8 protein-coding genes are annotated in these 12746 nt (G+C 73.4%); 4 read left to right on the top strand and 4 right to left on the bottom strand.

Annotated features, from left to right (window positions below; all coding sequences use genetic code 11):
• Nucleotides 1-214: 214 nt before the first annotated feature.
• On the bottom strand, nucleotides 215-1120 hold the full coding sequence (locus BN6_RS18505) for a DMT family transporter (protein ID WP_051076001.1): 906 nt from the start codon (nucleotides 1118-1120) through the stop codon (nucleotides 215-217).
• 74 nt (nucleotides 1121-1194) lie between these two features.
• Between BN6_RS18505 and BN6_RS18500 the strand changes: the two genes are divergently transcribed.
• Complete coding sequence (locus BN6_RS18500) at nucleotides 1195-2106, top strand: LysR substrate-binding domain-containing protein (protein ID WP_015101225.1); 912 nt, start codon at nucleotides 1195-1197, stop codon at nucleotides 2104-2106.
• 159 nt (nucleotides 2107-2265) lie between these two features.
• On the opposite strand, the gene BN6_RS18495 is transcribed toward BN6_RS18500, so the two are convergent.
• Nucleotides 2266-3249 (bottom strand): oxidoreductase, encoded by a 984-nt coding sequence (locus BN6_RS18495; protein ID WP_015101224.1) that lies wholly within the window; start codon nucleotides 3247-3249, stop codon nucleotides 2266-2268.
• A 78-nt stretch (nucleotides 3250-3327) separates the two neighbouring features.
• Between BN6_RS18495 and BN6_RS18490 the strand changes: the two genes are divergently transcribed.
• The 3 genes from BN6_RS18490 (at nucleotide 3328) to BN6_RS49655 (ending at nucleotide 6938) form a co-directional block, all read left to right on the top strand.
• On the top strand, nucleotides 3328-4185 hold the full coding sequence (locus tag BN6_RS18490; protein WP_015101223.1) for a sigma-70 family RNA polymerase sigma factor: 858 nt from the start codon (nucleotides 3328-3330) through the stop codon (nucleotides 4183-4185).
• 243 nt (nucleotides 4186-4428) lie between these two features.
• A complete protein-coding gene (locus BN6_RS18485) occupies nucleotides 4429-5073 on the top strand; it encodes a hypothetical protein (protein WP_148302922.1) in 645 nt (214 codons plus the stop codon).
• A complete protein-coding gene (locus BN6_RS49655) occupies nucleotides 5073-6938 on the top strand; it encodes a trypsin-like peptidase domain-containing protein (RefSeq protein ID WP_041313205.1) in 1866 nt (621 codons plus the stop codon). Before BN6_RS18485 ends, BN6_RS49655 begins: the two co-directional genes overlap by 1 nt.
• A gap of 291 nt (nucleotides 6939-7229) precedes the next feature.
• Here BN6_RS49655 and BN6_RS18475 read toward each other — a convergent pair whose 3' ends face one another.
• Together BN6_RS18475 and BN6_RS18470 are read right to left on the bottom strand one after the other, a co-directional pair.
• Complete coding sequence (locus BN6_RS18475; protein WP_197540286.1) at nucleotides 7230-8060, bottom strand: hypothetical protein; 831 nt, start codon at nucleotides 8058-8060, stop codon at nucleotides 7230-7232.
• Nucleotides 8061-8071: 11 nt separating this feature from the next.
• A complete protein-coding gene (locus tag BN6_RS18470) occupies nucleotides 8072-12520 on the bottom strand; it encodes an nSTAND1 domain-containing NTPase (protein WP_041313202.1) in 4449 nt (1482 codons plus the stop codon).
• Between the last annotated feature and the right edge of the window lie 226 nt (nucleotides 12521-12746).

Here is a 12746-nt window from a genome sequence, read left to right as displayed (position 1 = left end):
CCGAACGGGACAGTCGTTGACGCCCACCGGACTCGGCGTGACCAGCACCAGCGCGGGCCCGCCGCCGGTCGGCGCGGGACCGGTGGCGGCGGCGTTGCACCCGGCGAGCAGGGCGACGGCGGCGACGGGCGCGATCGACCGCACCAGGGATCTCGGGGAGATGATTCGGATCCCAGGTGCGGCCGAACGGCCGTCTCAGGTGCTGGGAAGGCCCTTACCCGCGTGACGAGGTGCTCACGAAACCGACCGCGGCGAGCACCACCAGGCACCCGACGAGTTGCAGCGCGCTCGGTCGTTCGCCGAGCAGCCCGATGCCGAGCAGGATCGCCGCGACGGGCTGCGACATCATCAGCGTCGCGCCGGTCGCGCTGGACATCCGGGGCAGCGCGGAGGAGATCAGCAGCCAGCCCACGACCTGCCCGACCAGCGCCAGCGCGAGCAGCCAGCCCAACGCCGGCCACCCCGGCGCGAGGTCGAGCTTCCCGGTCGGCACGCCCAACGCGACCGCCACCACCCCGGCCGACACGGTCGCCAGGAACAGCGTGTGCTCCCGGCTGCCCGGCCCGGAGCTGTGCCGCATCAGGACGAGGTAGCCGGCGAACCCGATCCCGGCGCCGATCGCGAGCACCGCGCCCAGCACCGGGTCCGAGCCGAACGCCGGCGTGCCCGCCAGGCCGCCCGCGAGCACGATCCCGCCCAGCAACACCGGCACCGCGCACACGAACCGGGTGGACGGGCGTTCACGGAACACCAGGTAGGCCACCACCGGCACGATCACCACCTGGACCGACAGCAGCACGGTCGCGATGCCCGCGCCCACCAGCGAGATCGCATCGCCCCACAGCACGAAGTCGACCCCCAGGCCGACGCCCGCGAGCAGCGGCAGCAGGATCCGGCGCACCGCCGTGCCGCGCCGCCGTTCCCACACCACCAGTGCCACCAGGATCGGCAATGAGAACAAGCAGCGCCAGAACGCGCTGGTCGAGCCGGTGGTGCCGGACTCCTTGATGAACACCGAGGACAGCGCGATGCAGAGACTGCCCGTCAACGCGAGCAGCGCCGGGTTCACCTTCGGCCGGGCGGGCGCGACGGCGGCGGGACGGGCTTCGGTCGTGGTCACCGGGTCAGCCTGAGCGCCCACGACCATCAAGAACAAGCGAATGTTCGTCAGCGGATTCCAGTAGCATCCCTACTGTGTTCGGTTTGGAGAGGATGCGTGCCCTGCACGCCGTGGCGACCCACGGGACGGTCGCGGCGGCGGCGTCGGCGCTGCACGTGACCCCGTCCGGGGTGTCCCAGCAACTGGCGAAGCTGGAACGCGAGGCCGGCCAGCGCCTGCTGGAACCGCACGGCCGCACCGTCCGCCTGACCACCGCCGGGCACGTCCTGGCCGGGCACGCGGCGGACATCCTGGCCCAGGTCGAGAAGGCCCGCGCGGAACTGGAACTGCTGCGCGACGACATCACCGGCCCGCTGCGCGTCGGCGCCATCGCGACCAGCGTGCACGCCCTGCTGCCGCCCGTGCTCGCGGTGCTGCGCGCCCAGCACCCCGGCCTGGAGGTGACCCTGCACGAGCGCGAGGCCGAGGAGACCCTGCCACAGGTGGTGGACGGCCGGCTGGACGTGGCGGTGGTGGAGAGCTGGGAGCACCGGCCGGTCGTCGTGCCGCCGACCCTGTCGCGGACGGCCCTGCTGCACGACGTGGCCGACCTCGTGCTGCCCGCCACCCACCGGCTGGCCCACCGCAAGGCCGTGGACCTCGCGGAGGTGGACGACATCCCGTGGATCGGGTGGTGCGCCGGGTCGGGCTGCCACGACTGGCTGGTGCGGGTGCTGCGCCAGTTCGGCAACCACAGCCGGATCAGCTGCACGGTCGGCAGCTACGCCACCCAGCTCGCCCTCGTGGCGGGCAACGTCGGCGCGGCCGTCGTCCCCCGCCTGGCCCGCGACGCCGTGCCCGACGGCGTCCGCGTGCTCACCACCCGTCCGGCCCTCAACCGCACGATCTACGCCGTCAACCGCACCGAGGACGACGACCGGGGCGCGATCCGCGCCTGCGTGGACGCCCTGGCCACCGCCTCCGCCCGGTTCGAGAACCTCGTCTAGCCGAACCTGAACGCGGGCCCGGGAACCACGCGAACAAGGCATAGTCCTGCGAGGCCAACCGGGCGTATCCGCTACGACAAGGCCGGGCTGCGCCCGCAAGGAGCGATCACGTGGTCGAAGAACCCGTCCTCCACCACGTGATCCGACCCCGAACAGCTCCTACGACCAGCGGCTCTCCGGGTAGTCCACGTAGCCCTCCGGGCCGCCCTGGTAGTACGTCTCCGGGTCGCCCGGCGACAGGTCGCGGCCCAACGCGAACCGCGCCACCAGGTCCGGGTTCGCGATGTAGTGCTTGGCGTAGGACACCGCGTCGACCACGCCGGCGGCCACGATCGCGTCGCCCGACTCCCGGTCGAACCCCAGGTTCGCGATCATCGGGCCGTCGAACACCTCCCGGTAGCGCGCGAAGTCGGCGAAGTCCGGCGCCGGGCCGGTGAGTTCCGGGCCGCGCAGGTGCAGGTACGCCAGCGAACGATCGCCGAGCCGGCGCACGTACTCCTGGTAGGCGACCACAGTGGACTCGTCCGCGCTGAAGCCCTCGTCGGCGTCCCAGTACGGCGAGATCCGCACCCCGACCCGGCCGTCACCCCACACCGCGCCGACCTCGTCGACGATCTCGAACAGCAGCCGCCCGCCCCGGTAGCCGTCGGTGCGCTGGTTCGTGCGGGCGTTGAGGAACCTCGGCAGCAGGAACGCGCCCACCGCGTGCACCTCGACACCGTCGAACCCGGCCCGTCGGGCCTGCGCGGCCGCCGTGGCGAAATCGGCCACCACATCGCGGATGTCGGCCGTGGACATCTCGTGCGGAGCCGCCGAACCGGAGAACCACAGCTGCACGACGATCCGCCCGCCCAGGGCGTGCACCACGTCGGTCACCCGCCGCCACGCGGCCACCTGCTCGTCGGAGTACACCCCGGGCACGTTGGGGAACCCCACCGCCCGCTCCCCCACCCACGTGCCTTCGGTGACGATCAGCCCGGCGCTCGCCCGCTGCCCGTAGTACACCGCGTGCAGTTCGGTCGGCACCAGCCCGTCGCCCGCGCGCGCCCTGGTCACCGGGGCCATCACCACCCGGTTGGGCAGCCGGAAACCACCCAGTTCGACTGGCGTCAGCAGCGGTCGGGCGGTTGTGATGTCGGTCATCGGTACGCGTCTCCTGTCACTTCGCCCGGGTCCGGGCCGTCAAAGCAGTCGACGCGGCGCGACGGGGAAAGGTGACCCATGGACGAGTTGGCGGAGCTCTTCGAGACGCACCGGGCGCGGTTGCGCGCGGTCGCGTACCGGATGCTCGGGTCGTCGGCCGAGGCCGAGGACGCGGTGCAGGAGACGTGGCTGCGGCTGAGCCGGGTCGACGCGGACGAGGTCGACAACCTGGCCGCGTGGCTGCGCACCGTCGTGTCGCGGGTGTGCCTGGACGTGCTGCGCGCCCGCCGGTCCCGGCCGGAGGTGCCGGTCGGCCAGGTGCCCGACCGGCCGTCGGACGCCGACCCCGAGCAGGAACTGCTGCTGGCCGAGTCGGTGGGGCGGGCGCTGCTGGTCGTGCTGGACGCGCTCGCGCCCGCCGAACGGGTGGCGTTCGTGCTGCACGACCTGTTCGCGGTGCCGTTCGACGAGATCGCGCCGATCGTCGGCCGCACCACGGTGACCGCGAAGAAGCTCGCCAGCCGCGCCCGGCAGCGGGTCCGGGGCACGCCCCGGCTGCCCGAAGCCGAGGTCGTCGGGCACCGGCGGGTGGTGGAGGCGTTCCTGGCCGCCGCGCGCACCGGGGACCTGGCCGGGCTGCTGGCCGTGCTCGCACCGGACGTGGTGCGGGTCGCCGACCCGGCCACCGTGCCGCCGGGCACGCCGGTCGTGGTGCGCGGCGCGCACGTGGTCGCGGAGGAGGCCGTCGTGCTGGCCGCCAAGTCCCGGTACGCCTCGCCCGCGCTGGTCGACGGGGCGGTGGGCGCGGTCGTCGCGCCGTTCGGGCGGCTCGTGCTGGCCCTGGCGATCGACGTGGTCGACGGCCGGGTAGCGCGGTTCGAGGTGATCGCCGACCCGCGCCGGCTGGCCCGGCTGGAGATCGCCGTGCCCGCCTGACGTGGGCGGCCATGATGTGGACAACCCGGACGTGGGCGGCCCGGACGTGGGCGGCCCTGACGTGAGGGAACCGCACATCCCTCCCGCGAGTGAGCCGGCGGCCGGATGTCCAACCGCGTTGCGCTGTATGAACCATCGCGACCGGCGACGATCCCGGTGGGACCGCACCGGGGCGGACAACAGGTCGGAAACTTCCGCACCGTTCCGCTCCGGCGCGGCGGACCCGGTCAATACCATGGGACCGTGAGTGATTCGTCCCGTCCGCCGGCGAAGTCCGTCGTCGTGAGCCTGTTCGCGGTCGCCGCGACCGCTGTCGTGGCGGCGTCGGTGCTGACCGTCGTCGCCGTGGCCAAAGCCGGCCCGAGTCGCGGCAGTGCCGCCGAGTCGGGCGAACGGCCGTCCCCCACCCCCCGCGAGTCCGGGCAGCCCCGCGCCGCCGGGCTCCCGCTGTGCCTGGTCGGCTCCTGGCTCACGGTCGAGGAGCAGTCGATGGTGAAGTTCTACAACGACGCCGACCCGATCCTGTTCTCCAGCAGCGGCCGGCACTACGAGTTCCGGCCCGACGGGACCGGCACCGAGCGCCAGGACAACGTGACGCTGACCGGGACCCACCAGGGCAACGAGCTCAAGATCGTGGCCAACGGGACCAACGAGTTCAAGTGGAAGGCGACCGACAAGCAGCTCACCTACCTGTCCCGGACGAACACCACCATCACGTACTCCTTCTACGACCAGCGGGGGCTGATCGCCACCCAGCCGCAGGAGGCCAAACAGGACCTCAACGAGGTGGACGACTACGCGTGCGAGGGCAACCAGGCCGCGGAGACGAACCCCGCCGGCTACCGGGCGCGCTGGGCGCGCACCGACGGAAGTGGGGTGTACGGCTGATGGCGCGGATGAAGGCCCTGCTCGGCGTGGTCGCGCTGCTGGCGTTGACGCCGCTGCCCGTCGCGGCCGCGCAGCCGTCCAGCCCGGAGGAGCGGGCCGCCGCCGTGGCCCGGCCGGGCATCGTCTACATCTCGGTCACCTGGCACGGCTGGGTGCGCGACAAGAAGACCGGCGAGGTGTTCGGCGGCACCGACGGCTACGAGGTCAAGACCTCGTGCAGCGGCGCGATCATCAGCCCGGACGGGTACGTCGCCACGGCCAGCCACTGCGTCCACACCGGACCGCTGGGCGGCGGTGGCGCGCTGTTCGACGCGGCCATCGCCGACCTGACCAAGGCGGGCCGGGTCCGGGACGTGGCCAAGGCGCGGCAGCAGTTCGCCGAGAACGGGCTCGCCGAGGGGTTCGACCCGGACAGCCCGGTGGACCGGCAGATCCAGGTCGAGCGGATGGAGAAGCGCGACGCCGAGCAGGTGCGCGACGTCGCGCCGGCGACGGTGGTCGACCTGGTCGCGCCCGGCGACGGCGACGTGGCGGTGCTCAAGATCCCCCGGGAGAACCTGCCCTCCCTCGAAGTGCGCCAGGACCAGACCCCGGTCGGCACGCCGATCCTGGCCATCGGCTACCCCGGCTCGACCGACAAGACCGTCGACCCGAGCCTGGAGCCCAGCAACAAGAACGGCCAGATCTCGGCCAAGCGCACCCAGGGCGGGCGGCCGTTCTACGAGTTCAGCGCGGCGGCCACGCACGGCATGAGCGGCGGCCCGGTGGTCGACATGCGCGGCGGGATCGTCGGCCTGGTCAGCCAGGGCTCGCCGGGCGAGACCCAGTCGTTCAACTTCGCCGCCTCCTCCCAGACCCTGTCCGAGGTGCTTAAGGGCAAGGAGGTCAAGGCCGGGATCGGGCAGCACGACGAGGACTACCGGACCGGGCTGGACCGCTTTTTCGAGGGCGACTACGACGGCGCGGCAACGTACTTCGCCGCCGCGCTGGCGGGTGCCCCGGGCAACCAGCAGGCCGCCGACTACCTCAAGCAGGCCACCGACAAGGGCGGCGTGCCGGGCAGTTCGCCCACCACGCTGCTGCTGATCTTCGCGATCGTCTGCGGCTGCGTCGCGGTGGCCACCGCGACGGCGGGCACCGCGATCGTCGTCAGCCGCCGCAAGCGCGCCGCCGCCGCGGCCAAGGCTCCCGCCGCCGTCCCGGCCGGCGGGTACCCCTCGACGACACCCAGCACTCCGGCCGGCGGGTACGCGCCGGCCACCCCGGCAGGCGGGTACGCGGCCACTCCGGCGGGCGGGTACCCCACCGCGACGCCGCCGGGCGGGTACGCGGCGACCCCGGGCGGCGGGTACCCGCAGGTCTCGCCGTGGGCCCAACAACCGGCACCGCACCCCGCACCGCCCAAGCCGACCGCGGTGATGCCGCAGCCCTTCCCCACCGCCCAGGCCCCGGTGCCGCGGCCCACGCTCCGGGAGACCCCGGCCGTCGCGCCGCCGGTACCGAACCAGGCACCGAACCAGGCACCGGATCCGAGCCCGGCACCGACGCCGGACGGGCACCCGACCCTCACCCGGCAGGTCAAGGTGCCCGCTTCGGAGGACGCACCCACGGTGTCCACCTCCGCCCCGGACCTCTCGGCGCTACCAGTTGTTCTCGGCGGTGATCCACAGCGCGGCGGCGAGCGCGATGCCGACCAGGCTGATCGGCGAGAAGGAGGCTCCGCCGGTGATCACCAGGCCGATGACCAGACCCAGCCCCGTCGCCGCCACGTAGAGCCGGGGACCCCACTTGCGGGTCAGCCAGGCGCCGACCAGGGCGGTGACGGCGATCAGGCTCATGATGGTGACGAAGGCCGCCAGCCGTAATTCGTCGTCGTCCCAGTCCCGGCCGTGCTCGATCTCGTCGACCATCCCGGCGATCCCGATGACCAGCGTGAAGGTGTTGGCCAGGGACATCAGCACGAGCAGCACGATCACGCCCGCGCCCTTCTTGGGGCGCGGGCGGGTCCCGGGCAGGTCGGGGTTGGCTTGCGACATGGGGAAGTCCTTTCCGGACAACGGGAACCCGCGCCCCGACTGGATTCACGGCACGGGATTCGCTGTGGGAATCCGGTGTGGACCGCGGGGCGCGGGGCGTTTTCGGTGTTGTCGGAAAGACTATTGACCGGCGGGTGACGCCGGCGACCCCTCCGGGGGTGGAAAGTTCCGATTGCGGGCGATGCGCTCGACGTCGGCCAGGTCCGCCGAGGTGACCAGGCGGACCTCGGCCGCGCGCCGGGCCACCGAGAACCGGATGTTCTGCAACCGCCCCACGTGCGGCGCCGCGAACGGGTCGTCCGACACGCCGAACGCGATCGCCGAGATGGCCCGGATCGCGTCGTCCACCCGTTGCGGGCGCTGGAGGTTCCAGGTGTAGCCGTGCCACTGCCGCACCCGCTCGTAGATCTCCCGGTTGGACGGCGGGCGCGGGTAGTCGTCGTTGCCCGCCAGCCACGGCTCGCACAGCGCGAGCGCCACGAACCAGTCGCGGCTGCCCCGGGCCAGCCCCGGCCCCTTCTCGGTGTCCAGCCCCTCCGGCAGCTCGGAGAGCAGTTCCGGGTCGGTCTCCACGTCGATGTTGACCACCAGGTCGGTGAAGCTCTGCCCGTCCTGCCGGCCGAGCAGCAGCAGGAGCTGGTTCTCGCCCCGGTCCAGCAGCGCCGACATCGAGCGCGCCAGGATCACCCGGCGCGCGCCGCCCGGCGCGTCGAACAGGCTCGACAGCTGGGCCTCGCCCGCGCCGAGCCAGTGCAGCATCACCGTGTTCTCGCCCACCACCAGCTCGCCGACCAGGCGGGACACGTGCGCCGCGCAGTCGGGCAGGGTCAGCGCGATCCGGCCCGGCCCCGGTGTCGCGGCGGCGTGCGGGGCCCGACCGAACAGCAGGGACTCGCCCGGCCGCAACACGACCGACGCCATCCCCGAACCCCGTACCACCACGCGCTGCATCGCACCTCTTCTCAGTTGGGGCAGGACGGCGGCGAGCCGCGGTCCGAGCCCAACGCGTTCCACTCGTCGGCCAGGCTGTCGCGGTCCAGCGAGCCGCACAGCACCTCGACCCCGTTGCCCGGGTCCAGGTCCCACAGCCTGGTGACGCCGTCCGCACCGCCGCTGGCCAGCCGCGTGCCCGACGAGTCGAACGACACGTCGTTGAGCTGGTCCTCGTGCCGGTCCATCCGGGCCAGCGGCCGCAGGCCGACCGCGTCCCACACCCGGACGACGGTGTCCTGGCTGGCCGTGGCGATCATCTTGCCGTCCGGACTGTAGGCGACGCGACGCACGGTCGAGTCACTGCCGGTCAGGGTGCCGACCTGGGAGCCGTCGCGGACCCGCCACAGCCGGACCAGCCGGTCCGAGCCGGCCGTGGCCAGGGTCGAGCCGTCGGGGCTGAACTCGGCGTCGATCGCGATGCCCTCGTGACCCGGCAGGATGGTCATCTCCGCGCCGGGGTCCACCAGGTTCCACAGCCCGACCTTGCCCGCGGACAGCGTGACGGCCAACGTCCGGCCGTCCGGGCTGAACGCGATCCCGTTGGGGTAGTTGGACTTGACGTCCTCCGCGGAGGTGTTGCGCGGGTTGTCGCGGGTCGGCCGGCGCTGCGGCGACAGGGTCGCCGAGTCGAGCAGCAGCAGCTCGTCGCGGTCCTCCTCGGACTTGACCGGGGCGCGACCACCGACCGCGATCCGCTGCCCGTCCGGGCTGAACCGCACGGCGGTGAACACCGTGCCGGGCCGGCTGAACCGGCGCAGCTCGCGCCCCTCGGCGTTCCACAGCACGACCACGCCGTCCTCGCCGACGGTGACCAGCTCGCTGCCGTCCGGTTTGAACGCCACGTCGTAGGCCGCGCCCTGGTGGGCCTGCGCCCGTTTGATCAGGTCGCCCTTGGCGCTGTCCCACAGGTGCAGCACGCCGATGCCGTCGACCGAGGCCAGCACGTCGCCGCCGGGCTGGAACTTGGTGCCGATGACGGCGGCGGACCGGTCGCCCAGGACGGTCCGCAGCAGCGACCAGACGGTGATCTCGCCGGCGGAGTCCGCGCCGAGCAGGGTGTGCCCGTCGGCGGACACCGCGACGCCGTACATGGTCACCGAGCGGGTGGCCAGCCGGGCGACCAGCGAGCCGTTGTGCGGGTCCCAGGCGTAGACGCTGGTGCCGATGCCGCTGCCGACCACGGTCGAGCCGCCGGGGCTCCACGTGACGGCGCTGAGCCCGCCCTCGGTGGTGGTCAGGGTGAGCCGGTTGGCCCACGACGTGGTGTCCCACAGCCGCAGCGAGCCGTCCATGGCGACGCTGGCCAGCGTCTTGCCGTCCGGGCTGAACGCCATCGCCGAGACCATGTTGGTGTGCCCGGCGAGGGTGGTCACCAGCGCGCCGTCGGAGACCCGGTGCACCTCGACCTTGTCCACGTTGGTGGTGGCGATCAGCGTGCTGTCGGCGCTGTAGGCCAGGAAGATCGACGGCGAGGCCTGGAACGAGGTGATCTCGCCCCAGGTCGCGGTGTCGTAGATGACGACGCCCTTGTCCATGATGGCGGCCATGGTCCTGCCGTCCTTGGCCATCGCCACGTCGATGCCCACGCCGGGCAGCCGCTTGACCATCTTGCGCTCTTCGACGTCCCAGACGGTCACCGCCTTCTGGGTGGGGTTGGCGACGCCGACCAGCTTGCCGTCGCCGGACATCGACACGGTCCGGTACCAGCCGCCGGAGCCGTCCAGCTCGGTGATCTGCTTGCGGCCGGGCACGTCGAACATCCGCAGCTTGCCGTCCCGCCCGCCGGTCACCGCGATGGTCGCGTCGCCGTTCATCGCCAGCGACGAGATGATGCCGTCGTGGGCGTCGATCCGGCCCCGGTAGCTGTCGGACTGGGCGGACAGCAGCGCGCTGCGGCTCTCCACGGTCTGCCCCGCCTGCCACGAGCCGAGCGCGAACAGCGCGCCGCGCCGGGGGTCGACGCCGCGGGTGGTGGCCGCCTCGGCGGCGAGCTGGCGGGAGAGGTTGAGCTGGCGGGCGGCGTTGGCCTGGTCGCGCTGGTCGTTCGCGTCCTGCTGGAGCTTGACCGCCACCACCGCCATGCCGGAGGCGACCAGCAGCAGCACGCTCAGCGACGCGACCAGCACCCGCAGCCGCCGGGTGCGCTGCCGGGCGGCGACCTGGCCCGCGTGCTCGGCGGCGTTGGAGCGGACCAGGAACTCCTGCTCGACGGGCTGGAGCCGGACCCGGTCGCGGGCGGTGTCCAGCCACGAGGTCAGCGACGCCAGCCGGATGCCCCGGTAGAGGTCGTCGGCGAGCCGGCCGGACTCGGCCCACACCCGCACCGCGTCGGCGAACCGGCGGTGCTGGATCAGGCCCGCGCGGTCCTCGTCGATCCACCCGCGCAGCCGGGGCCACGCGGTGAGCAGCGCTTCGTGGCTCAGCCGCGCGCCGGAGCCGTCCACGGTGACCAGGCGGGCGTTGATCAGGTGGTCGACGATCGCGGGCGCGGGCAGTTCGCGCGGGTCGACCCGGCGGCGCATCGCGGTGCCGTCGTCGAGCACGGTCACCATGCGCAGCATCGTGTCCCGCAGGTACTGCCGGCCCAGCGGGTCGAGCCGGTCGTGGATCTCCTCGGCGGTGCGCGACACCGCGCCGTCGATCCCGCCGACCCGCCGGTACGCGGCGAGGGTGAGCACGTTGCCCTCGCGGTGGTTCCACGTCTCGCGCAGGGCGTGCGCGAGCCGGGGCAGCGCGCCGGGGTCGTAGCCGATCTCGCCGCGCACGCCCAGGTCGGCGATGAGCCGCTCGGGCAGGCCGGGCTCGATCTCCAGGCCCGCGTCCCGGGCGGGCGTCACGATCGCCTGGCGCAGCTCGGTGGCGTCCATCGGGCCGAGCAGGACGGGCGCGGTCAGCGCGGGCCGCAGCGCGGCCAGCTCGATGCACCGGTCCACCAGGTCGGCGCGGACGGCGAGGATCACGATCGCCGGGGCGGCCGAGGTGAGCGCGGTGACGTAGGCGAGCCGGTCGGCCTCGGGGGTGCCGTGGGTGAACAGCTCCTCGAACTGGTCGACCAGGATCACCGGGCGGGAGGTGGTCGCGCCGACCGACTTGGCGCACAGCGCGCCGAACCGGTCGGGCGTCTGGCGGATCACCCGCGCCCACTCCTCGGCCGCGACCTGGGAGCGGGCGGCCATCGCCAGGGCGAGGCCGCGCACCGGGTCCGGCCCGGGGGTGAGCACGATCTGCGGCCACTCCGCGTCGGAGGCCTCGCCGGCCAGCGCGGGCAGCAGGCCGGCCCGCAGCACCGAGGACTTGCCCGAGCCGGACGCGCCGACCACCACCACCGGCTCGCCGCCGTCGACCTGCTCGGCCAGCCGCACCAGCAGGTCGGACACCACGTGGTCGCGGCCGTGGAACATGTCCGCGTCGGCCCGCTCGAAGCCGCTCAGGCCGGGGTACGGGCAGACCGGCGCGGCCTGCCCGAGCCGCCGGGTGGCCGGTCGGCGCGCGCCCGAGGCGCGCACGATCGCCTTGACGATCCGGGCCTGGTCGCGTTCCTTGGACGGGCCGACCAGGGTCGGCTTGGCCGAGCGGGCGGTGTCGCCGGAGTAGGCGGCCTGCTCGGCGGCGGTGAGCATCGCGGTCACCGACTCGAACCGGCGGGCGGGCTCCTTGGCCAGGCCGCGCAGCACCACGGCGTCCAGCTCGGGGGTGATCGTCGGCACGAACACCGACGGCGCGGGCGGCGGTTGCAGCAGGTGGGCGGCGACCTTGGCGGCCATGTCGTCCATCGGGTACGGCAGCCGGCCGGTCAGGCACTCGAACAGCACGCAGGCCAGCGAGTACTGGTCGGCGCGGCCGTCGACCTGGCCGCGGGAGAGCCGTTCGGGGGCCATGTAGTCCCACGACCCGATCAGGTCGCCGGACTGGGTGAGCACGGTCGCGTCGGAGGAGGTCTCGCGGGCGATGCCGAAGTCGGCCAGGTAGGCCTTGCCCGCGCCGTCGACCATGATGTTGGACGGCTTGACGTCCCGGTGCACCAGGCCGCTCTGGTGCGCGGCGTCCAGCGCCCGCGCCACCTGGCGCAGGACGGCCAGCGCCCGGTCCTGGTCGACCGAGCCCTGGCCGAGCATCCGGCGCAGGTCGACGCCGTCGATCAGCAGCATGTCGAGGTAGAGCTGGCCGTCGATCTCGCCGAAGTCGTGGACCGGGACGATGTTCGGGTGGCTCAGCGCCGCCGCCAGCCGCGACTCGCGCTGGAACCGGGCGCGGAACTCCGGGTCGGTGCCCGAGGTCGGCAGCTTCTTGAGCGCCACGATCCGGTCGTTGACCGTGTCGTAGGCCCGGTACACCACGCCCATGCCGCCCTGGCCGAGCATCCCGAGGATGCGGTACGGCCCGAAGTCCGGTAATTCGGCCCGGTGGTCGGCTGCCATCGACTCCCCCTGTCTCACGGTCGCACTACCCTACTGAGACAGTTCGAGCGGGCTTCGGGTTCCCCGCCACAACGCCGTGATCGCGGCGATCGGGCCGGCCGCCGCCGAAGCGCGGTGCGGCGCGAGGTCCGGCGCAGCGCTTTCGGCCAACAGGGTGCCGGTGCGGCCGTGCCGATCGCCCAGGCGGGTGAGGTGGTCGCCGGGCCGCGCGGCCCGTCCCGGCGCG

The sequence above is a fragment of the Saccharothrix espanaensis DSM 44229 genome, from assembly GCF_000328705.1.
Taxonomy (GTDB): Bacteria; Actinomycetota; Actinomycetes; order Mycobacteriales; family Pseudonocardiaceae; genus Actinosynnema; species Actinosynnema espanaense.
Note: the sequence above shows the minus strand (reverse complement) of the source record. Positions and strands in the feature narration are given on the sequence as shown.

Excerpts from the sequence above, each read along its gene's own strand:
- BN6_RS49655 (WP_041313205.1), top strand. The coding sequence starts at position 5,073 with ATGGCGCGGATGAAGGCCCTGCTCGGCGTGGTCGCGCTGCTGGCGTTG.
- BN6_RS18475 (WP_197540286.1), bottom strand. The coding sequence starts at position 8,060 with ATGCAGCGCGTGGTGGTACGGGGTTCGGGGATGGCGTCGGTCGTGTTG.
- BN6_RS18495 (WP_015101224.1), bottom strand. The coding sequence starts at position 3,249 with ATGACCGACATCACAACCGCCCGACCGCTGCTGACGCCAGTCGAACTG.
- BN6_RS18490 (WP_015101223.1), top strand. The coding sequence starts at position 3,328 with ATGGACGAGTTGGCGGAGCTCTTCGAGACGCACCGGGCGCGGTTGCGC.
- BN6_RS18470 (WP_041313202.1), bottom strand. The coding sequence starts at position 12,520 with ATGGCAGCCGACCACCGGGCCGAATTACCGGACTTCGGGCCGTACCGC.